The 25,169-nt window shown below is 55.8% G+C and carries 22 protein-coding genes; 11 read left to right on the top strand and 11 right to left on the bottom strand.

Features of this window, described 5'->3' with window-relative positions:
- Positions 1–11: 11 nt before the first annotated feature.
- From dinF to HX773_RS00910, 3 genes are all read right to left on the bottom strand, one after another.
- On the bottom strand, positions 12–1,334 hold the full coding sequence (gene dinF, locus HX773_RS00920) for an MATE family efflux transporter DinF (protein WP_176970065.1): 1,323 nt from the start codon (positions 1,332–1,334) through the stop codon (positions 12–14).
- A 136-nt stretch (positions 1,335–1,470) separates the two neighbouring features.
- A complete protein-coding gene (gene lexA / locus HX773_RS00915) occupies positions 1,471–2,085 on the bottom strand; it encodes a transcriptional repressor LexA (protein ID WP_008109941.1) in 615 nt (204 codons plus the stop codon).
- A 105-nt stretch (positions 2,086–2,190) separates the two neighbouring features.
- Positions 2,191–2,559 carry a diacylglycerol kinase gene (locus tag HX773_RS00910; RefSeq protein ID WP_176970064.1) on the bottom strand — a complete coding sequence of 123 codons (369 nt, stop codon included), beginning with the start codon at positions 2,557–2,559 and terminating at the stop codon, positions 2,191–2,193.
- Between the two features lie 127 nt (positions 2,560–2,686).
- Between HX773_RS00910 and plsB the strand changes: the two genes are divergently transcribed.
- Positions 2,687–5,110 (top strand): glycerol-3-phosphate 1-O-acyltransferase PlsB, encoded by a 2,424-nt coding sequence (gene plsB, locus HX773_RS00905; RefSeq protein ID WP_176970063.1) that lies wholly within the window; start codon positions 2,687–2,689, stop codon positions 5,108–5,110.
- A gap of 544 nt (positions 5,111–5,654) precedes the next feature.
- Here plsB and ubiA read toward each other — a convergent pair.
- The 4 genes from ubiA to HX773_RS00885 form a co-directional block, all read right to left on the bottom strand.
- Complete coding sequence (gene ubiA, locus HX773_RS00900) at positions 5,655–6,539, bottom strand: 4-hydroxybenzoate octaprenyltransferase (protein WP_176970062.1); 885 nt, start codon at positions 6,537–6,539, stop codon at positions 5,655–5,657.
- 7 nt (positions 6,540–6,546) lie between these two features.
- Positions 6,547–7,065: a chorismate lyase gene (gene ubiC, locus HX773_RS00895; protein WP_176970061.1), complete on the bottom strand. Its 519-nt coding sequence runs from the start codon at positions 7,063–7,065 to the stop codon at positions 6,547–6,549.
- Positions 7,066–7,147: 82 nt separating this feature from the next.
- Complete coding sequence (psiE, locus tag HX773_RS00890) at positions 7,148–7,558, bottom strand: phosphate-starvation-inducible protein PsiE (protein WP_061718383.1); 411 nt, start codon at positions 7,556–7,558, stop codon at positions 7,148–7,150.
- Positions 7,559–7,627: 69 nt separating this feature from the next.
- Positions 7,628–8,326, bottom strand: coding sequence for a UTRA domain-containing protein (locus HX773_RS00885; protein ID WP_176970060.1), 699 nt, complete (start codon positions 8,324–8,326; stop codon positions 7,628–7,630).
- Between the two features lie 224 nt (positions 8,327–8,550).
- Between HX773_RS00885 and HX773_RS00880 the strand changes: the two genes are divergently transcribed.
- The 8 genes from HX773_RS00880 to HX773_RS00845 all read left to right on the top strand — a co-directional run bounded on the left by HX773_RS00880 (position 8,551) and on the right by HX773_RS00845 (position 17,615).
- Complete coding sequence (locus HX773_RS00880; protein ID WP_176970059.1) at positions 8,551–9,612, top strand: ABC transporter substrate-binding protein; 1,062 nt, start codon at positions 8,551–8,553, stop codon at positions 9,610–9,612.
- A gap of 10 nt (positions 9,613–9,622) precedes the next feature.
- Entirely contained in the window at positions 9,623–10,432 is an 810-nt protein-coding gene (locus tag HX773_RS00875; protein WP_176970058.1) for an alkaline phosphatase family protein, read from the top strand.
- Positions 10,432–11,277 (top strand): ABC transporter permease subunit, encoded by an 846-nt coding sequence (locus HX773_RS00870; RefSeq protein WP_176970057.1) that lies wholly within the window; start codon positions 10,432–10,434, stop codon positions 11,275–11,277. Before HX773_RS00875 ends, HX773_RS00870 begins: the two co-directional genes overlap by 1 nt.
- Positions 11,278–11,287: 10 nt before the next feature.
- Positions 11,288–12,073 carry an ABC transporter permease gene (locus HX773_RS00865; RefSeq protein WP_176970056.1) on the top strand — a complete coding sequence of 262 codons (786 nt, stop codon included), beginning with the start codon at positions 11,288–11,290 and terminating at the stop codon, positions 12,071–12,073.
- Positions 12,074–12,075: 2 nt separating this feature from the next.
- Positions 12,076–13,068 (top strand): ABC transporter ATP-binding protein, encoded by a 993-nt coding sequence (locus HX773_RS00860; protein ID WP_176970055.1) that lies wholly within the window; start codon positions 12,076–12,078, stop codon positions 13,066–13,068.
- 108 nt (positions 13,069–13,176) lie between these two features.
- Positions 13,177–14,802 (top strand): Na/Pi cotransporter family protein, encoded by a 1,626-nt coding sequence (locus tag HX773_RS00855; RefSeq protein ID WP_176970054.1) that lies wholly within the window; start codon positions 13,177–13,179, stop codon positions 14,800–14,802.
- A gap of 180 nt (positions 14,803–14,982) precedes the next feature.
- A complete protein-coding gene (locus tag HX773_RS00850) occupies positions 14,983–16,512 on the top strand; it encodes a triacylglycerol lipase (protein WP_176970053.1) in 1,530 nt (509 codons plus the stop codon).
- A complete protein-coding gene (locus HX773_RS00845; RefSeq protein ID WP_176970052.1) occupies positions 16,509–17,615 on the top strand; it encodes a T6SS immunity protein Tli4 family protein in 1,107 nt (368 codons plus the stop codon). Before HX773_RS00850 ends, HX773_RS00845 begins: the two co-directional genes overlap by 4 nt.
- Positions 17,616–17,733: 118 nt before the next feature.
- On the opposite strand, the gene gntU is transcribed toward HX773_RS00845, so the two are convergent.
- The 3 genes from gntU to gntR form a co-directional block, all read right to left on the bottom strand.
- Positions 17,734–19,074 (bottom strand): gluconate transporter, encoded by a 1,341-nt coding sequence (gene gntU / locus HX773_RS00840; protein WP_176970051.1) that lies wholly within the window; start codon positions 19,072–19,074, stop codon positions 17,734–17,736.
- A gap of 2 nt (positions 19,075–19,076) precedes the next feature.
- Positions 19,077–19,613: a gluconokinase gene (gene gntK, locus HX773_RS00835; protein ID WP_036621490.1), complete on the bottom strand. Its 537-nt coding sequence runs from the start codon at positions 19,611–19,613 to the stop codon at positions 19,077–19,079.
- A 142-nt stretch (positions 19,614–19,755) separates the two neighbouring features.
- On the bottom strand, positions 19,756–20,751 hold the full coding sequence (gntR, locus tag HX773_RS00830; RefSeq protein WP_176970050.1) for a gluconate operon transcriptional repressor GntR: 996 nt from the start codon (positions 20,749–20,751) through the stop codon (positions 19,756–19,758).
- Between the two features lie 221 nt (positions 20,752–20,972).
- Here gntR and HX773_RS00825 point away from each other — a divergent pair, with 221 nt between their 5' ends.
- Positions 20,973–22,544 carry an AbgT family transporter gene (locus HX773_RS00825; RefSeq protein WP_176970049.1) on the top strand — a complete coding sequence of 524 codons (1,572 nt, stop codon included), beginning with the start codon at positions 20,973–20,975 and terminating at the stop codon, positions 22,542–22,544.
- A gap of 230 nt (positions 22,545–22,774) precedes the next feature.
- The gene (locus HX773_RS00820) at positions 22,775–23,266 is read left to right on the top strand and encodes a GNAT family N-acetyltransferase (RefSeq protein WP_176970048.1); all 492 of its coding nucleotides are present in this window, start codon (positions 22,775–22,777) and stop codon (positions 23,264–23,266) included.
- 80 nt (positions 23,267–23,346) lie between these two features.
- Here HX773_RS00820 and ggt read toward each other — a convergent pair whose 3' ends face one another.
- Positions 23,347–25,098, bottom strand: a complete 1,752-nt coding sequence (gene ggt / locus HX773_RS00815; protein ID WP_176970047.1) for a gamma-glutamyltransferase — start codon at positions 25,096–25,098, stop codon at positions 23,347–23,349.
- Positions 25,099–25,169 lie beyond the last annotated feature (71 nt).

Below are 25,169 nucleotides of genomic sequence, written 5' to 3'. Positions count from 1 at the left end.
GCTTCGCTTATTCAGGCGTTGAACCAGCTATCGCGCTGCCAGTGGCCACGCCAGATCAGCCACAGCGTCAGCCCACGTAACGCCAGGAACACCGTCACCGCCAGCCATAAACCGTGATTACCGAGCCACGGCAGCGTGAGCAGCGATAGACCGTAGCCGATCGCCGCCATCACCATGCTGTTACGCATCTCACGCCCGCGCGTCGCGCCGATAAACATGCCATCCAGCAGATAGCACCAGACGCCAACCAGCGGCAGAATCACCTGCCAAATCAGATAGCGGTCAGCCATGTCACGTAGCGCTTCCAGTGACGTCAGCATTGCCACAATCTGCGGACCGGTAAACGCGTAAATCAGCGCAAAGATGGCGGCGACGAAGCAAGCCTGCCGACAGGCCGCATGCCAAATCAGCAACAGTCGGCTGCGATCTTTTGCGCCAACCGCTTCACCCGAGCAGGCTTCAACCGCGTAGGCAAAACCATCCAGCGCGTATGCGGTGAAAGTGAGGAACATCAGCAGCACCGCATTGACCGCCACCACATCCGGGCCAATGCGTGCGCCAAGAATGGTGAGCGACGCGAAGCAGATTTGCAGCATCAAAGAGCGCAGCATAATGTCGCGATTGAGGCGGAATAGCCGCGCCGCATCGCCGCGCCAGCTGCTTTTTAGCATTGCGAAGTGGATACCGCGCATTTTCAGCACACGCGCCACCATCCACAAACCCACGCCCAGCGTGACATATTCTGCCAGCGCGGTAGCCGCCGCCGCTCCAGCCACACCCCAATGCAGTTTGAGCACGAACAGCAGATCAAGCAGGATATTCACCAGATTGCCGATGATCAGCAGCACCATCGGTGCCCGCGCGTACTGCACGCCCAGCAGCCAGCCCAGAATCACCAAATTGGCCAAGGTTGCCGGCGCACTCAGCCAGCGAATCTCAATGAATATTTTTGCCTGCTGCTGCACTTCCGGGCTGCCACCCATCAAAGCTGCCGCCAGGCTGCTGACCGGCGTTCGCAGCACCATAAACAGCACACCAAAAACCAGTGCAATCAGTAGCGGTTGGGTTAAGGCGCGCGCCAGCGCAGTTTTGTCATTGGCACCAAATGCCTGAGCGGTGAGTCCGGTGGTGCTCATACGCAGGAACAGCAGAAGCATAAAGATGAAGCTGGTTGCGGTTGTGCCCACGGCGACGCCACCGAGGTAGATCGGGCTATCGAGATGACCAATAACGGCGGTATCCACCACGCCCAGTAATGGGACGGTGATATTTGACAGGATCATCGGCAGCGCTAGCCGCCAGAGTGTTTTATCTGAAGAGGAAAACAGCTGCATCAGCCCATTCCGTTGTGTGCGGTAATCAGCGTAATGGCGCCAGCGTGAGCCGCAGAAAGAGTCACAGAGAAGTAAAACAGCAGACTGCGGTCAGCGCAAACACGCACCGCCGCAGTTGAGGAGGATCAGAAACTGATCAGAGCCACTCGCCGTTGCGCACAATCCCGACAGCTAAACCTTCAACGGTTAGCGACTGCTCACGTGTATCAACAACAATCGGCTGGAAATCGGTGTTTTCCGGCAGCAGATGCACAATCGCGCCCTGCTTTTTCCAGCGTTTAACCGTGACTTCATCATCAATGCGCGCCACGACAACCTGGCCGTTACGCACTTCCTGCGTTTTATGTACCGCTAACAGATCACCATCCATAATGCCGATATCTTTCATCGACATGCCGCTCACGCGCAGCAGGAAATCGGCGCTCGGTTTGAAGAGATTAGCATCCACCTGATAGTGGGCTTCGATGTGTTCCTGTGCCAGCAAAGGTTCACCGGCAGCGACGCGGCCAATCAGTGGCAGCCCTTCGCTCGGTTCTTCTTCCATCAGCAAACGAATCCCGCGCGATGCGCCGGAAACAATTTCAATTACGCCTTTACGCGCCAGCGCTTTCAGATGCTCTTCAGCAGCATTGGGCGAGCGAAAACCCAGTTGCGCAGCAATTTCCGCACGCGTTGGCGGCATGCCCGTCTGGTTAATATGGTCGCGAATCAGGTCATAGACCTGTTGCTGCCGTGCAGTTAACGCTTTCATCCCGCCCCCTGGTTGTTTATACAGTCGCTGTGAGTATATACAGGTATTCGCGAAATGAAAACCGTAACAGAGGGAAAAATCAGCGGTTTGATGAATCTGGAATCCCTATCTCAAATGCGTCCAGAGCAGCGCGATCCAGACGAACAGAGCCAGTAAGATAGTCAACAATACGGCAGCCGAACCCATATCTTTGGCGCGGCCCGCGAGCGGATGTTGCTCCTGCCCGATGCGGTCCACCACCGCTTCGATAGCGCTATTAAGGATCTCAACGATGATAACCAGCACTACCGAGCCAATCATCAGGATGCGGGAAATGGTATCTACATCCAGCCAGCAAGCCACGAGAATGGCCACCAGCCCGGCAATGGCTTCCTGCCGAAATGCGGCTTCGTGCTGCCATGCGGCACGCAGGCCCTGCCAGGAATAACCGGCGGCTTTCACTATTCTTACTAAACCGGTGACGTTATTTGCCATGTCTATGGAACCCTTGAACTATTTTGACGTCAATGTGTGGGCAGTATGAGGCGGCAGAGCCACAGACCTTCGCTGCGCTTTCTGGTATGCTTGCCGCGCTTTGCTAACAAGAGGCTTAAAGTTGTCTATGTCAGGTTGGCGTAAACTCTATTACAAATTATTGAATTTACCACTCTCTATTTTGGTAAAAAGTAAGGTCATTCCGACCGATCCTGTCTCTGAACACGGGATCGATCCGACACGTCCGGTGATGTATGTTTTGCCTTATGATTCAAAGGCTGACCTGCTCACACTGCGTGCTCAATGCCTGAAACATGATCTGCCCGATCCGCTGGCTCCGCTGGAGATCGATGGCACCTTGCTGCCGCGCCACGTGTTTATTCACGATGGCCCACGCGTCATTCCCTATTTCGTGGCCAATCCCGAATCGGTGAAGCTGTTCCACGATTATCTGGATTTGCACCGCAGCAACCCGCAACTCGATGTGCAAATGCTGCCGGTCGCGGTGATGTTTGGTCGCGCGCCGGGACGTGAAACATCCGGTGAATCCACGCCGCATCTGCGCGTGCTCAATGGCGTGCAGAAGTTCTTCGCCATTTTGTGGCACGGCCGCGACAGCTTTGTGCGCTTCTCGCAAACCGTTTCGTTGCGCCAGATGGCGACCGAACACGGCACCGATAAGTCGATTGCACAGAAGCTGGCTCGCGTGGCGCGTATTCACTTTGCCCGCCAACGTCTGGCCGCTGTCGGTCCGCGTCTGCCTGCGCGTCAGGATCTCTTCAACAAGCTGTTACAATCCAAAGCGATTGAAAAAGCAGTAGAAGATGAAGCGCGCAGCAAAAAGATTTCGCATGAGAAAGCCCAGCAGAACGCCATTGAAATGATGGAAGAAGTGGCGGCGAACTTCTCGTACGAAGCGATTAAAGTCACTGACCGCGTGATGGGCTGGCTGTGGAGCCGCTTGTATCAGGGCATCAACGTTCATGGCGGTGAGCGCGTGCGTCAGCTGGCGCAGGATGGTCATGAGATTGTCTATGTGCCCTGCCACCGCAGCCACATGGATTATCTGCTGCTCTCCTACGTGCTTTATCATCAAGGCCTGGTGCCGCCGCACATTGCTGCCGGTATCAACCTGAACTTCTGGCCAGCCGGCCCGATTTTCCGTCGTCTGGGCGCGTTCTTTATTCGTCGTACCTTTAAGGGCAACAAACTCTATTCCACCGTGTTCCGTGAATATCTCGGCGAGCTGTTTAGCCGTGGTTACTCCGTTGAATACTTTGTGGAAGGCGGACGTTCGCGTACCGGTCGTTTGCTGGATCCGAAAACCGGCACCCTATCAATGACGCTGCAGGCAATGCTGCGCGGCGGCAGCCGTCCTATCACCTTCGTGCCGATTTACATCGGTTACGAGCACGTGATGGAAGTGGGCACATACGCCAAAGAGCTGCGTGGCGCGGCCAAAGAGAAAGAGAGCTTCCTGCAGATGGTGCGCGGCTTACGTAAGCTGCGCAATCTGGGTCAGGGCTACGTTAACTTCGGCGAACCGCTGCCGTTGATGAACTACCTGAACAAAAATGTGCCGGAATGGCGTGATGCGATTGACCCTATCGAACCGCAACGTCCAGCCTGGATGACGCCCGCCGTGAATGACATTGCGGCGAAGCTGATGGTGCGCATCAACGAAGCCGGTGCAGCCAACGCCATGAACCTTTGCGTCACCGCACTGCTGGCGTCACGTCAGCGTTCACTGACCCGCGAACAACTGATTGAGCAGTTAGAGTGCTACACCCAACTGCTGCGCAATGTGCCCTATTCGCCGGAAGCCACGGTGCCTGATATGAGCGCCGAAGCGCTGCTTGATCACGCCATGGGCATGAACAAGTTCGAGACCGAGCAAGACAGCATTGGTGACATCATCATTCTGCCGCGCGAGCAGGCGGTGCTGATGACCTACTATCGCAACAACATTCATCACATGTTGGTGATGCCGTCGCTGATTGCCGCCATCGTGCAGCAACATCGTGAAATCAGCGAAGCAGAGCTGCTGCGTCAGGTTAGCCTGGTGTATCCGATGCTGAAGAGCGAGCTGTTCCTGCGCTGGGACAAGGCGGAATTGCCTGCGCTACTTAACGCACTCTGTGCGGAGATGGCGCGTCAGGGGCTGATTACCTTACAAGATGGTCAGCTGAAAATGACGCCGGCACGTCACCGTTCGCTGCAACTGCTGGCGGCAGGTATTCGTGAGACGCTTCAGCGCTTCGCGATTACCTTCGCTATCCTCAGCGCGAAACCGGCCATCAACCGTGGCACGCTGGAGAAAGAGAGCCGCACGCTGGCTCAACGTCTGTCTGTGCTGCACGGCATCAACGCACCAGAGTTCTTTGATAAAGCGGTGTTCACTGCGTTGGTACTCACGCTGCGTGATGAAGGTTATATCAGTGACAAAGGCGATGCCGATGCCGAACGCAGTCATATGATGTGGCAGATGCTGGCGGAGCTGGTGACCAGCGATGTGCGTCTGACGATTGAGAGTGCCGTCGCCCACGATTAATGCGGCGACAGGCAAATTGAAAGGCGCACCTCGGTGCGCCCTATCACGCCCTCGCAGTTCTCGCACTTATCCCTCTTGACTCATCCTGAGTCATCACTCTGTGCCTGACATCACCCACTATGATTACACACCCGGTTTGGTATTTCGTGGGGTGCGCATTTATGCGCACCTGGTCGCCATGAATGGCGACCCTACGGGATTTGTAGCGATTTTGAATTAAGAATACGCACGACTGCTGCAGCGACGGTGTTGAGGCGACATCCCAACACGCTGAACGAGTGAGGGATTCCAGGACGAGCCGCATGGATGCGGCGAGAGGTGGCGCTGAGCAGGAGCGAATCGACACCGTTCCGTCAGGAATCGTGAATGAGTGAAGGTACCGCGCAGCGGCGGATTGGGCTGGCGCAAGGCCCGGGGTTCAGTGCAGCCAGGCGTCCTCTGCTCGGGCGCCGCACGGAGGTGCTGCAACTGCCCAAGTACAAGGCGAACGAAAGTCGCTCAATACTTAACTGAACAGCATTCCACCTAGGTGCGCCTATTCTGTTTACAGCAAATCCGCAAACGGCACGGTGCTGAGCAGAATGCCGAGAAACAGCACCATGCCCACATAGTTGTTATTCAAAAATGCCTGGAAGCAGGGATCGCGCTCGCGCTGGGCAATCAGCTTCTGTTGATGCACAAACAAGCCAGCAGCCAACAGCAGCGACCAGTAAAACGCACCATTCAGATGGAGCATCACACCCACCAGCGCCATCAAACCGAGCGTTGCCAGCTGCAGTAAACCAATAATCAGTTTGTCGTAACGACCAAACAAAATCGCCGTCGACTTCACGCCAATCTTCAAATCATCATCGCGATCGACCATCGCATACTGCGTGTCGTAGGCCACCGTCCAGCAGATATTCGCCAGGAAAACCAGCCAGCAGACCAAAGGTAAGGACTCACTAACTGCCGCCCAACCCATCGGAATCGCCCAGCCAAATGCGGCGCCTAACACTACCTGCGGCAGATGCGTGTAGCGCTTCATAAACGGATAAACCCACGCCAGCGCCAGGCCGCCAAACGACAGCAAAATGGTCATGGTGTTCATGGTCAACACCAGCATAAACGCCAGCAAACCGAGACCGGCAAACAGCAGCTTGGCCTCCTTCTCGGATACCGCGCCGCTGGCTAACGGACGTGACGCCGTGCGCTTGACGTGACCATCAATTTTGCGGTCAGCGTAGTCATTGATTACGCAGCCAGCAGCACGCATCACGATAACGCCGAGCACAAAGACCAGCAGCACCGGTAGCGGTGGAATCGCCATGCCGGAGAGCCACAATGCCCAAAGAGTGGGCCACAGCAGTAACACGGTGCCAATCGGTTTATCGATACGCATCAGGCGGCAGTAAGCCTGCCATTTGGTCATGGGTAAGGTGTTTTGCACAGTGGTTTTATCCTTGATCCAGCGCGCGATAAAGCGGCGACGCCGGTAAAAACAGTTCAGTTAACAGCAGCGGCTTACCCGACAAACGCAGGCGGGAACGGCGTCCCCATAAATCGCCAATCTGACCGGGATCGATAAAATCGCGGCTCAGAGTAGATGAAGAGAACAGATAGCGGCCAAGCGGGCGCGTACCGAGCTGTTGCAGCATCTGCTCGGGGCCGTTCAGTGTGCTTTCTGGCACCACGGTGCGACCAATCAGCCAGGGTTCGCCATCGCCGCACAGCACAATTTCACGTAACCAGAAGCGCGGGTCGTCGGGCAGAAATTCCGCTTCATCCGTTATCTCTTCAGCGCCAATAAACGCTTCGCGGATCAGTTCTACGGTTACGTGCTTGCAATGCTGCTCGAAGCGACGCGTCATGGAGTCTTCTTCCATTAACCAGTCAAATAGCGGGGCAGAAAGCTGCGGGGAAGAGGCTGGCAGCCAGTGCAGTGCGCGTAACTGGCGCAGCGCGTGATGCGACATCAGGACATCTCCGGAAAAAAAGTTGCCCTAGTTTAACGCAGAGGAGAATGCGTGGCACTGCTCGTTGTGCCACGCGATATTATTACTCGCGCTTTAGGCGGTTACTGTTCGCCAGCCACAACGTCACCACCAGAATCAAAATCGCCGCCGAGTAGTAAAGTGTATCGAACGGATTTTTATGGTCGACGATGATCAGGCGGATAATCGCCGTGATGCCGATGTAGATGAAGTAGCGCAGCGGGAAGTGATAGCCCGATTGAAAATACTTCACAATCAAGGCGATAAATTCGAAGTAGAGGAAATAGATAACGATGCCTTCAATCAGCAGATAGGAAGACGTCTGCTCACCGGTGCTCAACAGCACATTGGCCAGATGAATGGTTTCTTTACCGAGGAACACCACCAGAATAATGGCCAGAATGATCAGACCAATATTCAGCACCCACTGCAATGCTAAAGAGATGTACTGCCCAACCCCTGTTTTTATTGTCATTTTTTGCGCCTCACGCTCTCAATTACTCACTGGCGCTATCATGCTGTAGTGTGATCAAAATCACAATATTTATACTTCGACATCCACGCACAGCGCGTCGTAGCGCCAGAACTCGCAGTCGCAATCAATCACGCGCTTGTGCTGATCGCGGTTGATGCGGGTGATCAACAAGCCGGGCGTACCGCTCGCCACGTTAAGTGCGGGCGCCGCGCGCACCGGCAGCGGTCCCGGCAAAATGGTAAAACGCGCGCCGCCATAGCGAATGCCATAGCGCTGGTCATAGAGATCGGTGAGTGAACGCGTTAGATCTTCGTCCAGCAATCCCGGAAAAAAGGCGGGATTGAGGTAATGCTCGACATACAACACGGCGCGACCGTCAATACGACGCAAGCGGCGGATGCGGTAAACCCGATCGCCCTCCAGCAGTTGCAGATGACGCGCGATGGCCAATTGCGCTGGCACTTCCCGCGCCTCCAGCACTTCGGTGCTGGCAATGCGGCCTTGCTCGGCGGCCATCGCGTGAAAATGGCTGTGATGAGAGGGGTTGTAGACCAGCCGCGGCGGTGCGAGAAACCAGCCGCGACGCAGTTCACGATAGATAATGCCCTGCGCTTCCAGCAAACCCAGCGCCTCACGCAGCGTGATGCGCGTGGTGGAATAGTGTTCGCTCAAGCTGCGTTCGGCGGGCAAACGACCGCTGGCGAATTCACCGTTTTCAATGCGTTCCCGCAGCTTTGCCGCAATCACATCCGCCGTTTTTGACAACATTATTCAGCCTCATTTTGGGGCAAATCTGCACTATGACAGTTCGATGACTACAATGTGACAAGAGCCAACCCACGCCTTAGCGCGCTGTAATCGCATGTGGATCGTCGCGCCACACCACATTTCACCACCATGGTCATAAAACCTTCATCTACTCGGGCTACATTGGCTCGGTTCTTGCTGGACTAGACCAAGAAGTCCCACAACATATACCGGGAGCAATCGAGATGAAAGCGTTTATCGCCTCTGTAGTAGCCAGTGCCGTACTGCTTGCGCTGCCTGCCGCGCAAGCCGCAGATAATGACCTCGCCGCGTTAGAAAAAGCCGCGCGTGCCGAAGGTCAGGTTAACAGCGTCGGCATGCCAGATAGCTGGGCCAACTGGAAAGATACCTGGAGTGACCTCAACAGCAAATATGGCCTGAAGCACAGCGACACCGACATGTCCTCGGCGCAGGAACTGGCAAAATTTGCTGCAGAGAAAGAGAACGCCAGCGCCGATATCGGTGATGTGGGCGCCGCTTTCGGTCCGATTGCCGTCGCTAAAGGCGTGGCGCAGCCGTATAAGCCAACGCATTGGGACCAAATCCCGAGCTGGGCGAAAGATCAGGATGGCAACTGGATGCTGGCGTATACCGGCACCATCGCGTTCCTGGTGGATAAGCAGCAGGTCAAAGATGTGCCGCACAGCTGGGCCGATCTGAAGAAAGGTAAGTATGTGGTCACTATCGGTGACGTCGGCACTGCGGCTCAGGCAGCGAACGGCGTGTTAGCGGCCAGCTACGCGTTAGGCGGTGACGAGAAGAATGTAAAACCGGCGTTGAGCTTCTTCGGCGATCTGGCGAAAGAAGGCCGCCTTGGCGTGACCGATCCGGTGATTGCCAACATCGAGAAAGGCGAAATTCAGGTGGCTGTGGTGTGGGACTTTAACGGTCTGAACTACCGCGATCAGATCGACAAAAACCGCTACGAAGTGGTGATCCCTTCCGATGGTTCCGTGACTTCTGGCTACAGCACCATCATCAATAAATACGCCAAACACCCGAACGCCGCCAAGCTGGCGCGTGAATACATCTTGTCTGATGAAGGCCAGATCAACCTGGCGAAAGGCTATGCACGCCCGATTCGTGCCGAGCATTTAACCCTGCCAGCCGACGTGCAGGCCAAGCTGCTGCCGCAGTCTGAGTATAAGAATGCCCGTCCAATCAAAGACCAGGCCGCGTGGGATAAAACCTCGAAAATGCTGCCGCGTCTGTGGCAAGAGAACGTCATCATCAATATGAAGCAGTAAGGAGCGAGGGATGAAAACGATCCTGGTGGTGTTGGATGGGCTGAGTAATCAGGTGGCGCAGCACGCGATGGGCTATCTGTTTGCCGAATGCGCGCAGGGCAACGGCCAATATTACACGCTGACCTGCGAACTGCCTTCGCTGTCGCGCCCGCTGTATGAATGCATTCTCACCGGCATTCCACCGGTGCGCAGCGGCATTATTCACAACGGTGTCAGTCGCTTGAGTAATCAGCGCAGCATCTTCCATTACGCGCGTGCCGCCGGTCTCACCACCGCGGCCGCCGCCTATCACTGGGTGAGTGAGCTCTACAATCAATCCCCGTTCAACGCAGCGCGCGACCGCCACACGGACGCGCCCGATCTGCCGATTCAGTATGGCCACTTTTACTGGGACGACGGTTATCCGGATTCCCACCTGTTTGAAGACGCGGAAAGTTTGCGTTTGCGCCACGATCCTGACTTCCTGCTTGTCCACCCGATGAATATTGACGATGCCGGACACAAGCACAGCCTGTCATCGCCGCAGTATCGCAACCGCGCGCGCATGGCCGATGGATATCTGTCGCAGTGGATGCCGGGCTGGCTGGCGGCCGGTTATCAGGTGATTGTCACCGCCGATCACGGCATGAACGATGATCGCTCGCACGGCGGTATTTTGCCGGAAGAGACGCAGGTGCCGCTGTTCGTGTTTGGCAAAGGTTTTTCCCTGCAGCCGGATCTCCAGCCGCAGCAGACTGAACTGTGCGGCATCGTGTGCAGCTTGCTCGGCGTCGAACATGACAAACCGCTATGTCGCGCGTTACTGGCGGAGCCGCAGTAATGAAGGGCAAAACGCTCGCAGCGCTGTTGTTGCTGCCGTTTGCGCTGTTCTGGATGGCATTCCAGCTCGCGCCGCTGCTGTGGATTGCCATCAACAGCTTCTGGAGCGACATCAATGAGCGCTGGGGCTTCGACAACTACAGCGATATCCTCACCTCGCCGTTCTATTTGCAGGCGTTTCGCCTGTCGCTCGACATCTCCATCTGGTCGAGCATTTACGGCCTGCTGATTTCGCTGGTAGCCGGATATTCGCTGCATCAGCTCGGCAGCGGCCGCTTTCAGCGCTTTTTGATGTCATTCACCAACATGACCAGCAACTTCGCCGGTGTACCGCTGGCGTTTGCCTTCGTCATTCTGCTCGGCCTGAACGGTTGTCTGACGCTGCTGCTGCGCCATTACGGCGTGCTGGAAGGCTTCAAGCTGTTCTCGCGTGACGGCATGGTGCTGGTTTACACCTGGTTCCAAATCCCGCTCGGCATTTTGCTGCTCTATCCGGCATTTGATGGCCTGCGGCAGGATTGGCAGGAGTCCGCCGCGCTGCTGGGTGCGGGCCGCTGGCGCTATTGGTGGCACATCGGTTTGCCGATTTTGTTCCCGGCGCTGCTCGGTACTTTCGTGATTTTGCTGGCGAACGCGCTCGGCGCTTACGCCACCATTTACGCGCTCACCACCGGCAACTTTAACGTGGTGCCGGTGCGCATTGCCGCGCTGGTGTCCGGCGATATCTCGCTTGATCCCAACACCGGCGGCGCGCTGGCGATGCTGCTGGTGCTGATTATGGCGCTGATTACCGTGGTGCAGCAGTATCTGGTGCGTCGCAGCTATCTCAACGCCAAACCTTCCTGAGGAGCCAACCTTGTCGCGCGCGGAAAAAATTTACCATCGCCTGATTGTCTGGCTGCTGCTGGGCATTTTAGCCGCACCGCTGCTGGCGACGTTGCTGTACGGCATTTCCACCAGCTGGAGCGACACTATCCTGCCGCAGGGCTTTACGCTGAAGTGGCTCAGCGCGCTGTGGAGCGATCCGCGCTTCCTGACCGCACTCGGCCATTCGCTGATGGTTTGCTTCGGTGCGCTGTTGTTCTCGCTGGTACTGGTGCTGCCTGCCATGTTTGTGATCGCTTACTACTTTCCGAAACTGGATGCGGTGATGAACGTGCTGATCCTGATGCCTTTCGCCGTTCCGCCGGTGGTTTCATCGGTCGGCCTGCTGCAACTCTATTCGTCGTCACCGCTGATGCTGACCGGCACGCCGTGGATTTTGATCGGCTGCTACTTCACCATCGCCTTGCCGTTTATCTATCGCGCCATCTCCAACAATATGCAGGCCATCAACCTGAAAGAGCTGATTGATGCCGCGCAGCTGCTCGGTGCCAGCACCTGGCAAGCGGCACTGTTTGTGGTGCTGCCGAACCTGCGCAAAGGGGTATTTATCGCGGTGCTGCTCTCCTTCTCCTTCCTGATTGGCGAGTTTGTCTTCGCCAATATGCTGGTCGGCACCCGCTATGAAACCTTGCAGGTTTATCTGTTTAACATGCGCAACGGCAGCGGCCACTTCACCAGCGCGCTGGTGATCTCCTATTTTGCCGTCGTCCTGCTGGTTACCTGGCTGGCGAATGCCCTCAATCCTGAACGAGGCTGACCATGAGTTATTTGAGCGTCACCCAGCTGAATAAAAGCTACGGCCCGACCGCCATTTTTGAAAACATCGATTTCAGTGCCGAAGAAGGCGAGTTTGTTACGCTGCTCGGCCCCAGCGGCTGCGGCAAATCGACGCTGCTGCGCTGCATCGCCGGATTGACCGAAGTCGATAGCGGCAAAGTATTGCTGCAAGGTCAGGATATCGTGCCGCTGCCGCCGCAGAAGCGCACCATCGGCATGGTGTTTCAGAGCTACGCGCTGTTCCCCAATATGACGGTTGAGAAGAACGTGGCGTTTGGCCTGAAGATGCAGAAACTGGCCAGCGGCGAGATTCAGAAACGCGTGATGGAGGTACTGTCGCTGGTGGAACTCACCGACTTCGCGCGGCGTTATCCACATCAGCTCTCTGGCGGGCAGTGTCAGCGCGTGGCGCTGGCGCGTTCGCTGGTGACGCGTCCACGTTTGCTGCTGCTGGATGAACCGCTGTCGGCGCTGGATGCGCGCATTCGTCGCCATCTGCGCGAACAGATTCGCAATATTCAGCGCGAGCTGAAACTCACCACCCTGTTCGTCACTCACGATCAGGAAGAGGCGCTGACCATGTCCGATCGCATCGTGCTGATGAATAGGGGAAAGATCGTGCAGAACGGCAACGCGGAAATGCTCTATACCCAACCGGCCGATCTGTTTGCCGCTGGTTTTATTGGCAACTACAACCTGCTGAGCGCCGAACAGGCAACGCAGCTGACCGGACAGACGTTTAGCGGCCAGGTAGCGATTCGCCCGGAGTCGATCCAGCTGTGCGCGCCGCAGGCTGGCATTCCCGCCACCATCCTCAGCCACAGCTTGCTTGGCAACGTGATTCGCTATCGGGTGCGTGCGCAAAACGTGGAGCTCTCGATAGATGTACTCAACCGCAGCGTGGCAGATTTGCATCCCGCTGGCATGCAGATTGGGCTACAGTTAGAGATGTCGACGTTGCGCCAGGTTGCTTAATTTAAACGAAAAAAGGCGACACAACGCGGCGAAGGTTTTACCGGTTGTGCTCACCGTCAGGCTGGCAATCGGTGTGGTTTGAGCCTGACGGATGAGGAGCCTCTATACGTGTTAACTCTGCTTAATCTACTCTCTGCCGTTGCGCTGCTGGTGTGGGGCACACACATTGTGCGCACCGGCATCATGCGCGTTTACGGTGCCGATCTGCGTCGCGTACTCAGTCGCAGCGTTGAAAAAAAACCGATGGCGTTTCTTGCCGGCATTGGCGTCACGGCGCTGGTGCAGAGCAGTAACGCCACCACGCTGCTCGTTACCTCTTTTGTTGCGCAGAATCTGGTGAGCCTGACACCTGCGCTGGTGGTGGTGCTGGGCGCGGATGTCGGGACCGCGATCATGGCGCGTATCCTGACCTTCGATTTGTCGTGGCTGTCGCCGCTGTTTATCTTCTTTGGCGTGGTGTTCTTCCTCAGCCGCAAGCAAACGCGCATTGGGCAGCTGGGCCGCGCCAGTATTGGGCTTGGCCTGATTCTGCTGGCGCTGCAGCTGATTGTGGCGGCCGCCAAACCGATCACTCAGGCGGCAGGCGTTCAGGTGCTGTTCTCGACGCTGACCGGCGATGTGATGCTCGATGCGCTGATTGGCGCGGTGTTCGCCATCATCAGTTACTCCAGCCTCGCGGCGGTACTGATTACCGCCACGCTGACCGCCACCGGCGTTATCTCCTTCAAAGTGGCACTCTGTCTGGTGATTGGTGCCAACCTCGGCAGCGGCTTGCTGGCGATGATCAACGCCAGCGGCTCCAATGCAGCGGGCAAACGCGTCGCGCTCGGCAGCCTGCTGTTTAAGCTGATTGGCAGCATCGCCATTTTGCCGTTCGTCAATGTTGTCGCCGACGTGCTGGATAAAATGCCGGTCAACGATGAAGAGCTGGTGATCTTCTTCCACGTCTTCTACAACCTGATCCGCTGCTTAATCATGGTGCCGTTTGCCGATCCGATGGCGCGCCTGTGCCGCCGCATGATTGCCGATGATCCTGAAAACGAAACGCACCTGAAACCCAAACACCTCGACAGCAGCGCGCTGGATACGCCCGCATTAGCGCTGGCTAACGCCTCACGCGAAACGCTGCGCATCGGCGATGTGGTCGAGCAGATGATTGAGTCATTCAATAAAGTGGTGCACGGCGACCTGCGCGAAGAGCGCGCGGTGCGGCGGCTGGATGATGACGTTGATGTGCTCTACACCGCGATAAAACTCTATCTGGCGCGCATGCCGAAGGAGGATTTGCCGGAGGATGATTCACGCCGCTGGGCGGAGATCATTGAGATGGCGCTCAACCTGGAGCAGGCGGGCGACATTATCGAACGCATGTGCGCTGACGTGGCGGATAAGTCGCTGACCGCGCGCCGCGCCTTCTCTGCCGAAGGACTGGAGGAGCTGCAAACCTTGCAGGAACAGGTGCTGTATAACCTGCGTCTGAGTTTGTCGGTGTTTCTGTCGCACGATGTCACCAGCGCCAAACGCCTGCGCCGATCCAAGCATCGCTTCCGCATCCTGATTCGCCGTTTCTCCCACGCGCACGTCGAGCGTTTGCATCTGCAGAATGTGCAAAGCATTGAAACCAGCTCGCTGCACCTTGGCTTGCTGGGCGATATGAAGCGTCTGAATTCGCTGTTCTGCGCCGTGGCGTACACGGTTTTGGATCAGCCGGATGATGAGCGGGAAGAGGATTAAACTCACGAAAAGAATGAATCTCAAGAAGGGTTTACCGTTCAGACTGGACATTTAGGTTAAAACTTTGTGCTCACTTGATTTGAAATGACCTACTAACACAATGGTTATTTGGGTTAAGTCCTGTTCGGAGTACTATGAGGCTTCTGCCGTTTTCAACGGAGATAACAGGAGCCTCAGTGCATGGATGATAACAAAAACCAATCTTGGCATCGCCCCATTTGGGATGACAACGGTCAATTTCATTACGAATTAATTTCTCAACCGAAAGAAAATAATCACGTGGCGATTTGCCTTGTGCCGCCCGAAAAAGTGATCCCAATAATCTTTATTCCGGGCGTGATGGGATCAAACCTAAAAAACCAACAGAGCGAAGTCTGGCAGTTTAGTGCCTCGTCGCTTAAAAAATGGACGCTAGCCAGCCCGGATAAAAGGAAATTTTTGCTCGATCCGAAGACCACGACAGTTGACGACAGAGGAGCCATTTTTAACGACGGCGCTGACGGAAAAAAATTCCCCTCACGGCGGGATCGCGGATGGGGAAGCGCGTTTTACAAGAGCTACGGGGAGGCGCTCGACCGGCTGCAATACCTGCTCAACGACGACGACATCCTGATGGATAATTACTTCAGGGAGGCGCAGCTAAAGACGGCACGGCAGCGTTTTACTGGCGTCAGGATTGGCGACGAACCGGCAGAACAGGTGCTGACAGAAGTAGAAACAGCCCACGGCCACCGATTTTTATACCCACTGCACGTTTTTGGTTACAACTGGCTGCAGTCCAATGCGGACTCTGCGGCGTTGCTGGGCGCGTATATCAGCAAAGTGCTGGCTGATTATCACGGACGTCTGGCGGTGAACAAAGTCATTCTGATCACCCACTCGATGGGGGGACTGGTTGCCCGGCACTACTCAGAAAACATGAACGGGCAAGAAAATATTCTGGGGATTGTGCACGGCGTGATGCCGGACCTCGGCTCGCCGGCGGCGTACCGGCGGATGAAAACCGGTGAGCGCGGCGTGACCGGGATGATTATCGGGGACAGTGCAGAAAAGCTGATGCCGGTGCTGGCCCAGTCCTCCGGCCCGCTGCAACTACTGCCGGGCAGTGCTTATGGTCCGGGCTGGCTGAAAATAGAGGGGAACGGTCCCCGCCAGTCCCTGCCGGTGGATGACCCGTATGAGGAAATTTACCTGAATAAAACCGCCTGGTGGCGGCTGTGTGAACAGGACTTATTGTTGGGAGATACAAACAGTGAGTGGACCGCTTTCCAAGACAGGATAAGACTGGATGTAAAAATATTTATTGAGGAGTTGAATGGAAAATACCACCCACAGACTTGGCTGTTTTATGGTGCGAATGCGAATAATCCGTCTGATGCGTTTCTGACGTGGAAAGAGAAGATCCCTCTGCGCGTGAAGGAGGCGCAGAGGGTCCGGAAGGATGCCGGAGAGCCTCTTTTGTTGTCCCCGTTAAGAACCCATGAGCTGATTTCTGCCGGAACACCCGGCGATGGTACAGTGCCAGTCTCGGCGATCCGTACCTCATCCCCTCGTATTCATGGGGTGCTGGCGACCGATGTTGATCATGAAGGTGCTTATGCGGTTGACCCCGTGGATCGCTCCCGTTCGGTTTACAACGACCTGTCAGACGCCCTGGTTTTCACGGTCCGCTCAGTGGTTAAAATTGTGCAGCAGGTACCCGCCCCATGAAAAAATCCCCTCTTCAACTGCTTGTCCCGCTGGCAATGGTGTTGCTGGCGACAGGATTCTATATTCACAACTATGTGACGTTTGTGCATACGCCACCGTCGTTAACGGACAAGGAAAAACGTATGGTCGATACCCTGTTTACCACCACGAAAACCCAGTGTATGGGGCGCTTCGTGTTTGAGGTTCCTACCTCTTTTGAAAATACCCTGAAGGACCGCGCCCAGATTAATGATGTCAGCATCAGCAGCAAGCGGCTCTATCGGCCAGCATTTGAGCAGCATATTCAGCTGCGGGAGCAGGAATTACAGAACGGGCACACAGTGAGAAAAGTGGATCAGCCTTTTCTAAAACAGGTTTACCGCATGAGTGAGAACGCGGTGATCTTTGACCGTAATAGAAATGAGAGCGTGCCAGGCTTTGGTCGCATTCTGGAAGGGCACGTGTACGTTGACGGGGTAGCGTTCATCATTTCCTCGGAGATAAGAGATGTCTCAGACCCAAAATATAAGCAGGACCGGGCCGGGTATTTGAATGGGGGGATGAGAGAAAATCAACTCAACACCAAGCCTCAGAAGCTGGCGGAGTTACAGGACTTAATGTCCCGTCTGAGCGGGCGAAAAGACAATGAAATTCCGACGCAGCCGGGAACCTGTATTTCAGAAGGATTTATCCGTGACGGGAGCGGAACGCCGAAGGAAGATATTACCTTTGTCTATCCGCATAATTCGGTCTTTTCTTTTGTTGTCTGGAGCAATAACGCATTAAAAGAAAGTTCAACCATGATGGAGCGAAGCGGTCAAATTCAGTCTTATCTGAATCAAGTTAATGCCCGAACGCTGCGTAAGGGTAAAACGCAGATAGCCGGTTTCGATGCCAGCGAATGGCTGGCCACTGCTCCATCAGAAAAATCACCCGATATCGCGTCAGCACAGTTATTGTTTACCGCTATAGCTAATGAGAAAACAGCGGACTTCAGGCATCCCAATCTTGACCTGACATTGAGTAACAATGCACTTCCCCCACCGACTTTTAGTGATTCTGAACTTTTGGAAATATGGGATCGTATCATCCGTTCCTTCCGCATCAGGAATAATGCGTTCTAAGGAAAACATTCCGGCAACCAGATGATGAGCGTGAAGAGGATTAAGAAGCTCAGAATCGAGTGATAAAACGCGCCGCTACAAATCGCGTAGCGGCGCAATTTATTGCGCTGGTTTTACATCACGACAGCAAACTAAACGCAATCATGCCAACAATCGCGCCGGTGGTACCCAGAATGGTTTCCATCAGCGTCCATGTCTTCAGCGTTTCGGCTTCGGTGGCGCCGGTGAAGCGGCCAAACAGCCAGAAACCCGCATCATTCACATGACTGATAATGATCGAGCCGCCGCCGATACAGATCGACAGCGCGGCCAGCTGCGCGCCGCTGTAGTGCAGCGGTTCAATCACCGGCATCACTAAACCAACGGTGGTTAAACACGCCACAGTGGCCGAACCCTGAATCACGCGAATCGCACCAGACAGGATGAAGCACGCCAGCGCAATCGGCATGCCTGCGCCGGTCAACGCATGCCCTAAAACCGGGCCAACGCCCGAATCCACCAGCACCTGCTTGAACACGCCGCCCGCACCAATCACCAGCAGGATAATGCCCGCCGGTTGCAGCGCGCTGCCGCACACCTGCATCACCTTCTCTTTATCCATACCCTGACGATAAGCCAGGCCATAAATCGCCACCAGACAGGCCAGCAGAATCGCGGTGAACGGATGGCCGATAAACTCCAGCCACTCATACAGATGGGAACCCGGCGTGGTGAAGCGTGCGCCGATAGTTTTCAGGCCCACCAGCAGCAGCGGGAACAGAATCAGCGCCAGGCTAAAGCCAAACGACGGCAGTTTGCCCTCTTCTACTTCCGGTTGGTGATCTTCTGGCGGTGCACTAAAGCTGACGTGCCGTGCGATAAAGTTACCAAACAGCGGACCGGCAATCAGCATGCCCGGAATCGCCGCGCACAGGCCCAGCAGAATCATCCAGCCAAAGTCGGCGTGCATCTGCGCAGCCAGCAGCATTGGCGCGGGTCCCGGCAGTAGAAACGCGGCGGACGCCGCAACGCCGGCAAACAGCGGGATCACCAGCTTAACTAAATTGCCTTGGGTGCGACGCGCCACGGCGAACGCAATGCTGATCAGCAATACCACTGCCACTTCAAAGAATAGCGGCAACGCACAGATCAACCCGGCGACGCCCATCGCATAGTGCGCGCGGCTTTCCCCAAAAGTTTTCAACATGCGGATGGCGATCTGATCAACGGCACCGGTTTCATGCAGGATCTTGCCGAACATCGCGCCCAACGCCACCACAATGGCGAGAAAGCCGAGCGTTCCGCCCATGCCTTTTTCCATGGTTTCAGCGATTTTATCGAGCGGCATGCCGGAAAACAGACCGGCACCAATGGAGACTAACATCAGGGCAACAAAGGCGTGCATACGCGCTTTCATCACCAAAAACAGCAGCAGCAGGACAGAGCCTGCTGCGGTTAACACTAGCGTTGCGGTACTCATGACTAACCCTTGTTGATTGCACCCTCAATGGTCGCAACCGTGGCCGCAACTACCTCATCCAGTGAATGATTGATATCAACCACCAGTACATCGGGCTCATCCGCGCCGGGTTCCTGCAGCGTGGCGAACTGCGTCACCAGCATCTGCGGTTTGAAGAAGTGACCTTTACGCGCTTTCAGGCGGGATTCGATGGTTTCGAAATCGCCCTGCAGATAGATAAATTTCAGGTTCTCGTTGCCCTGACGCAGGATGTCGCGATAGGACTTTTTCAGCGCCGAACAGACGATGATGGAGATCTCCTGCGTGCGCTGCATGGCAAATGCCGCATCATTCAGCGCCTGCAGCCACGGCTGGCGATCGTTGTCGTCCAGCGGATGACCATCGGCCATTTTCATGATGTTGCTGCGCGGATGGAGGAAATCCCCATCGAGGAACGCAGTGTTTAACTGATGAGAGACCTGATTGGCGACGGCAGATTTTCCGCTGCCGGAAACGCCCATCAGGATAAAGACGTGGTGCGATGGAGATGGCGTTGTCATTGTTTTGCGCTCCGGCAGTGAATTCTGCCCAATGTTACCGATAACAAATCGAGCTGCCATTGTCAGAGCCCACTGAAAGGCTGGCAACCCTTCTCAGGCGGAAAAGCACGAAAGTGTGAACTGACTCAAATAATCGCCAAAATCAGATGCTGTCACCTTCTGAGATTTCAAAGCCAACATCCAGCGGTTGCGTCAGCGTGCGATCGCCGCCAATGCGCGCCAGCAGCATCGCTGCCGATTCCCGTCCCATACGCTCGCGCGGGGTTAATACCGTGGCAAGACGCGGATTCACCACTTGCGTAATGTCGTGGCCGTGGAAACCGGCAATCGCCATCTGCTGCGGCACGCGTAATCCCTGACGCTGGCACTCAAACATCGCGCCCACCGCCAGGTCATCGTTGGTACAAAACAGGCTGTCAGTTTCCGGATAACGCTTTTGTGCTTCGCACAGCAGTTGCGCACCGGCGCTGAAAGAGGAGGCATCTTCCATCATCACGCTGTGTGGCGTGAGCCCCGCTTCGCGCATCGCTTTTTCGTAACCCTGCTGTTTCTGCAAAGTACGTTCATCCAGGCGAGCGCCGAGATAGACGGTGTGGCGATGGCCTTTTTTCAGAATAGCATGCGTCATCTGCCGCGCTGCTTCGACGTTATCAAAGCCCACCGCCATATCGAGGCACGGCGTTACCGAATCCATCATCTCAATGACCGGAATGCCCGCCACTTCCAGCATGCGCAGCGTGCCCGGCGTATGGGTGCGTTCGGTGAGGATCACGCCGTCGATGTTCCAGCCGAGCAGCGATCGCAGCTGCAACTCCTCTTTCTGCGCGTTATAGCCAAAGTGCGCCACCAGCGTTTGATAACCCGCTTCGTCGGTCACAGCTTCGATCCCGCGCAAAACGTCGGCGAAAACCTGGTTAGTCAGCGATGGCAGCAGCACGCCGATAGCGCGGCTGGTGGCGTTGGAGAGCATATCGGGCGCGCGATTGGGGATGTAACCGAGCTCATCCAGCGCCACGGCAATCTTATCGCGCAGCGCCACCGAGACCTGATCCGGGTTGCGCAGGTAGCGGCTGACGGTCATTTTTGTGATGCCGACGCGATCGGCAACGTCCTGTAATACCGGTCTTTTCTTCTTCATCGTATGCGCCTGAGATCGGAGATAACCCGAGTTTATCATTTTTTTGTCATGTTCAGGTTTTGCGGGAAATTCGGCTATATGGCGGAGGGTTTTGTAGGGTGCGCATTCACGCGCATCAGGCTTCTCATCACTAACGAGAATGGTCTTGTAGCTAATCTGAGAAGGAACAAAGAGCATCGGCAGTCCTGCAAATTACAACTAATGCCATAACAAGGACCATTATGACGGACCATACTTCTACACCCGCTAAACGCCCGATTGAGCGTTTTCTCAATACCGTTGAGTGGCTGGGGAATTTATTGCCCCATCCGATTACGCTCTTCGCGCTGTTTTCGTTGTTCATTATCGTCGCCTCCGCGATTGCTGCCGCCTTCGGGGTGAGCGTGATGGATCCGCGCCCGGCGGGTGCGGCGGGCCGCGCACCGGATGGCGTAATTCATGTGGTTAGCCTGATGAGTGCAGATGGTTTGCAACGCATCGTCAGCCATCTGGTCACCAACTTTACCGGTTTTGCCCCGCTCGGCACCGTGCTGGTTGCGCTGCTCGGCGTGGGGATTGCGGAACATTCGGGGCTGCTTTCGGCGGCAATGCGCGCGCTGGTGTTTAACGCGCCGAAAAAGCTCATCACCTTCACCATCGTCTTCGCTGGCATTATCTCCAACACCGCTTCTGAGTTGGGCTATGTGGTGCTGATTCCGCTGGCGGCGATGATTTTCCACTCATTGGGACGCCATCCACTGGCGGGCCTGGCGGCGGCGTTTGCCGGCGTTTCTGGCGGCTACAGCGCCAACTTACTGCTCGGCACCATTGATCCGCTGCTCTCTGGCATTACTCAAAGCGCTGCGCAGATTATCGATCCTAATTACCATGTTGGCCCGGAAGTGAACTGGTACTTCATGTTTGTCAGTACCTTCGTGATTTCCATTCTTGGCACCTGGATCACCAACAGCATCGTCGAGCCTAAACTGGGCAAATATAACGACAGCGAAGGCGATGCGGTGCGGGGTGATATGGGCGCGCTGACGGCGCAAGAGCGTCGTGCGTTGAAGGGCGCGGGCTGGGCGGTTCTGGGCGTTACGCTGCTGCTGATTCTGACCGTGATTCCGGGCTACGGCGTGTTGCTCAACCCGAAAACCGGCACGCTGGCGGGCTCACCGTTCCTGAAAGGCATTGTGGTGTTTATCTTTGTCTTCTTCGCCATTCCGGGCATGGTTTATGGCCGCATGATCGGCAATATGCGCAACGATCGCGACGTGATCAACGCCATGTCAGCCAGTATGAGCAGCATGGGCATGTATATCGTGCTGGTGTTCTTTGCTGCGCAGTTCGTGGCGTTCTTTAACTGGAGCAATTTCGGCACCGTAGTGGCGGTAAAAGGCGCCAATCTGCTGGCGTCAATCGACATGGGCGCGCCGCTGCTGTTTGTCTGCTTCATCATGATCTGCGGCTTTATCAACCTGATGATTGGCTCCGCCTCGGCGCAATGGGCGGTGACCGCACCGATCTTTGTCCCGATGCTGATGCTGGTCGGCTTTGCGCCGGAAGTGATTCAGGCGGCGTATCGCATCGGCGATTCGGTGACCAACGTGATTACGCCAATGATGAGTTACTTTGGCTTGATTATGGCGGTGGCGGCGCGCTATCGACGCGACATGGGCATCGGTACGCTAGTGGCGATGATGTTGCCGTATTCGGTGGTGTTTATGATTGGCTGGACGCTGCTGTTTGTGCTGTGGGTGTTTGTCTTCAATCTGCCGGTTGGGCCCGGTGCGGCAACCTGGTACACCCTGTAAAAGGCAAAAAAAAAAAGCCAGCACCCGAGCTGGCTAAATAATACTTGGAAGCAATGTGAGCAATGTCGTGCTTACCCGGTTGTCAGGAGACGTTTCCGAGCTCGCATGACAATAATAATCATTATCATTCGCGTCTGTAAAGCCCTTTTGCGAATTATTTTGCATTGACGATGAGCGAGAATTCCTTGATGTTAAAGGGGATTTTATCCATTTTGCACAAGGAGTCGCTCATGAGTCAGATCGTTGTTCGTCACGCCATTCCCGAAGATGCCGCTGCTTTAACGCGCATGTACAGCCAGCCTGAACCGCAGGCCAGTACGCTGCATCTGCCGTATCAATCGCCGACGCTGTGGCAGGAACGCCTCAGTAATCTGCGTCCGGGTGTGCATATGCTAGTGGCGTGTATTGACGATCAGATTGCCGGGCAACTCACTGTGGAAGTGCTATCGGTGGCGCGCCGTCGCCATACCGCGACCTTTGGCATGGGCGTCGATTCTGCTTTTCATCGGCGCGGCGTCGGTAAAGCGCTGATGTCAGCGATGATTGATTTGTGCGACAACTGGCTGCAGGTGACGCGCATTGAGCTGACGGTGTTCGCCGATAACCACAAAGCGCTTGGCCTGTATCAGCAGTTTGGCTTTGAGATTGAAGGCACCGCACGCCGGCACGCGATGCGCGACGGCGAAATGGTGGATACGCATTATATGGCGCGCTTGAAATAACCTTTAAAACCGCGCGATAAATCGCGCCGCTACAAATGCGTGTACATACCGTAGCGGCGCAATTTATTGCGCATTAGCGATTAATAACCCGCGCTTAAATCATCCACTGAACGCGGATCGGATGCGCCATAGCGCGTGCCGTCCGGCCCAATCATAATGCTCTGCGTGCTGCCCATCGCGGGCATCACTTTCACATGCTGACCTTTGGCTTCCAACAGGCGCAGCGTATCCGGGCTGAAGCCTTTCTCCACACGCAGCTGATCGGGCAACCATTGATGATGGAAGCGCGGTGCATTGGTTGCTTCCGCTACGTTCATGCCGAAATCGATGCTGTTCACCACCATTTGTAGCACGGTGGTGATAATGCGGCTGCCGCCTGGGCTGCCGGTCACCAGCCAGGTTTTACCGTCTTTCGCGACAATCGTGGGCGACATCGATGACAGCGGACGTTTGGCCGGTTGCACCGCATTCGCCTCGCCGCCGACTAAGCCGTAGACGTTTGGCGTGCCCGGTTTGGCCGAGAAATCATCCATTTCATTGTTCATCAGAATGCCGCTTTGTCCGGCGACAATGCCGCTGCCGAAGTAGGTATTCAGCGTGTAAGTCACCGCGACTGCGTTGCCATCTTTATCCACCACCGAGAAGTGCGTGGTTTGATTGCTTTCATACGGCGCCAGTTTGCCCGGCTTGATCTCGCTGGATGGACGCGCTTTGTTGACGTCAATCTGCTGCGCCAGTGTTTTGGCGTAGGCTTTGCTGGTTAGCGCCTGCTGCGGCACTTTGACGAAATCAGGATCGCCAAGGTATTCCGAACGGTCGGCATAAGCGTATTTTTCCGCTTCCGCCATCACCTGCATCGCATCCGCGCTACCAAAGCCCGATTTCGCCAGGTCGAAGTTTTCCAGAATATTGAGGATCTGCACGATGTGAATCCCGCCGGATGATGGCGGCGGCATGGAGAACACTTCGTAGCCGCGATAGGTGCCGCTCACCGGTTTACGTTCCACCGCGCGATAGGCTGCCAGATCTGGCTTGCCGATCAATCCGCCGTGCTGCGCCATTTCACCGGCAATTTCATCGGCGATTTTGCCTTTATAGAACGCATCCGGCCCTTGCTGGGCAATCAGTTGCAGGCTGCGCGCGAGGTTTTTCTGCACCAGACGTTCGCCCTTCTGGTACGGCTTACCGTCGGCTTTGTAGAAAATTGCGCGGCTGTTGTCGTGATTGATCAACGTCTCTTTGCCGTAAGTGGCGAGATCGTCGGCCAGCGCATCGTTCACTACGATGCCGTCACGCGCCAGTTTAATGGCGGGCGCCAGTAATTTGCTGAGCGGCAAAGTGCCGTATTTCTGCGCCGCCAGCGCAAAACCGGCCACGGTGCCCGGCGTGCCTGAGGCTAAGTGAGAAGTGAGTGACAACTTACTATCAGCGTTACCCTGCTTATCAAGGAACATATCGCGTGACGCGCGCGCCGGTGCCATTTCGCGGAAGTCGATGGCGGTGGTGCGTCCGGATGCGGTTCGTAGCAGCATAAAGCCCCCGCCGCCGAGGTTACCGGCCTGCGGATGCGTCACCGCCAGCGCGAAACCCACCGCAACGGCCGCATCCACCGCGTTACCGCCCTGCTTAAGAATATCGACGCCGACGTCCGTCGCCATCGCATCCACCGATGCCACCATGCCATGTTTGGCTTTTACCGGGTGAAAGGTATCGCTATCAACGCCATACGAAACCGGCGGCGCGTTGGCCGGTGCAGCTTGTGCGCCCTGCACCACGGTAAAACTCATCAATAATGCCCAGCCGAACTGACGCACGTTGCCCTGTATCCTCATCCTGCCACCATCCTTTTTAAGTTATTTACATTTGTTATTAATTGATGCAAGTGTTTGCAAACACAGTAAAA

It is taken from the genome of Pantoea sp. B9002, from assembly GCF_013385945.1.
GTDB lineage: Bacteria > Pseudomonadota > Gammaproteobacteria > Enterobacterales > Enterobacteriaceae > Pantoea.
The sequence above is the reverse complement of the archived record's forward strand: the minus strand, read 5'-3'. Positions and strand labels throughout refer to the sequence as shown.

What these genes read in the sequence shown, in the direction of transcription:
- dinF (WP_176970065.1), bottom strand. Translation starts at nt 1,334, where the DNA reads ATGCAGCTGTTTTCCTCTTCAGATAAAACACTCTGGCGGCTAGCGCTG.
- lexA (WP_008109941.1), bottom strand. Translation starts at nt 2,085, where the DNA reads ATGAAAGCGTTAACTGCACGGCAGCAACAGGTCTATGACCTGATTCGC.
- HX773_RS00910 (WP_176970064.1), bottom strand. Translation starts at nt 2,559, where the DNA reads ATGGCAAATAACGTCACCGGTTTAGTAAGAATAGTGAAAGCCGCCGGT.
- plsB (WP_176970063.1), top strand. Translation starts at nt 2,687, where the DNA reads ATGTCAGGTTGGCGTAAACTCTATTACAAATTATTGAATTTACCACTC.
- ubiC (WP_176970061.1), bottom strand. Translation starts at nt 7,065, where the DNA reads ATGTCGCATCACGCGCTGCGCCAGTTACGCGCACTGCACTGGCTGCCA.
- psiE (WP_061718383.1), bottom strand. Translation starts at nt 7,558, where the DNA reads ATGACAATAAAAACAGGGGTTGGGCAGTACATCTCTTTAGCATTGCAG.
- HX773_RS00885 (WP_176970060.1), bottom strand. Translation starts at nt 8,326, where the DNA reads ATGTTGTCAAAAACGGCGGATGTGATTGCGGCAAAGCTGCGGGAACGC.
- HX773_RS00880 (WP_176970059.1), top strand. Translation starts at nt 8,551, where the DNA reads ATGAAAGCGTTTATCGCCTCTGTAGTAGCCAGTGCCGTACTGCTTGCG.
- HX773_RS00875 (WP_176970058.1), top strand. Translation starts at nt 9,623, where the DNA reads ATGAAAACGATCCTGGTGGTGTTGGATGGGCTGAGTAATCAGGTGGCG.
- HX773_RS00870 (WP_176970057.1), top strand. Translation starts at nt 10,432, where the DNA reads ATGAAGGGCAAAACGCTCGCAGCGCTGTTGTTGCTGCCGTTTGCGCTG.
- HX773_RS00860 (WP_176970055.1), top strand. Translation starts at nt 12,076, where the DNA reads ATGAGTTATTTGAGCGTCACCCAGCTGAATAAAAGCTACGGCCCGACC.
- HX773_RS00850 (WP_176970053.1), top strand. Translation starts at nt 14,983, where the DNA reads ATGGATGATAACAAAAACCAATCTTGGCATCGCCCCATTTGGGATGAC.
- HX773_RS00845 (WP_176970052.1), top strand. Translation starts at nt 16,509, where the DNA reads ATGAAAAAATCCCCTCTTCAACTGCTTGTCCCGCTGGCAATGGTGTTG.
- gntU (WP_176970051.1), bottom strand. Translation starts at nt 19,074, where the DNA reads ATGAGTACCGCAACGCTAGTGTTAACCGCAGCAGGCTCTGTCCTGCTG.
- gntK (WP_036621490.1), bottom strand. Translation starts at nt 19,613, where the DNA reads ATGACAACGCCATCTCCATCGCACCACGTCTTTATCCTGATGGGCGTT.
- gntR (WP_176970050.1), bottom strand. Translation starts at nt 20,751, where the DNA reads ATGAAGAAGAAAAGACCGGTATTACAGGACGTTGCCGATCGCGTCGGC.
- HX773_RS00825 (WP_176970049.1), top strand. Translation starts at nt 20,973, where the DNA reads ATGACGGACCATACTTCTACACCCGCTAAACGCCCGATTGAGCGTTTT.
- HX773_RS00820 (WP_176970048.1), top strand. Translation starts at nt 22,775, where the DNA reads ATGAGTCAGATCGTTGTTCGTCACGCCATTCCCGAAGATGCCGCTGCT.
- ggt (WP_176970047.1), bottom strand. Translation starts at nt 25,098, where the DNA reads ATGAGGATACAGGGCAACGTGCGTCAGTTCGGCTGGGCATTATTGATG.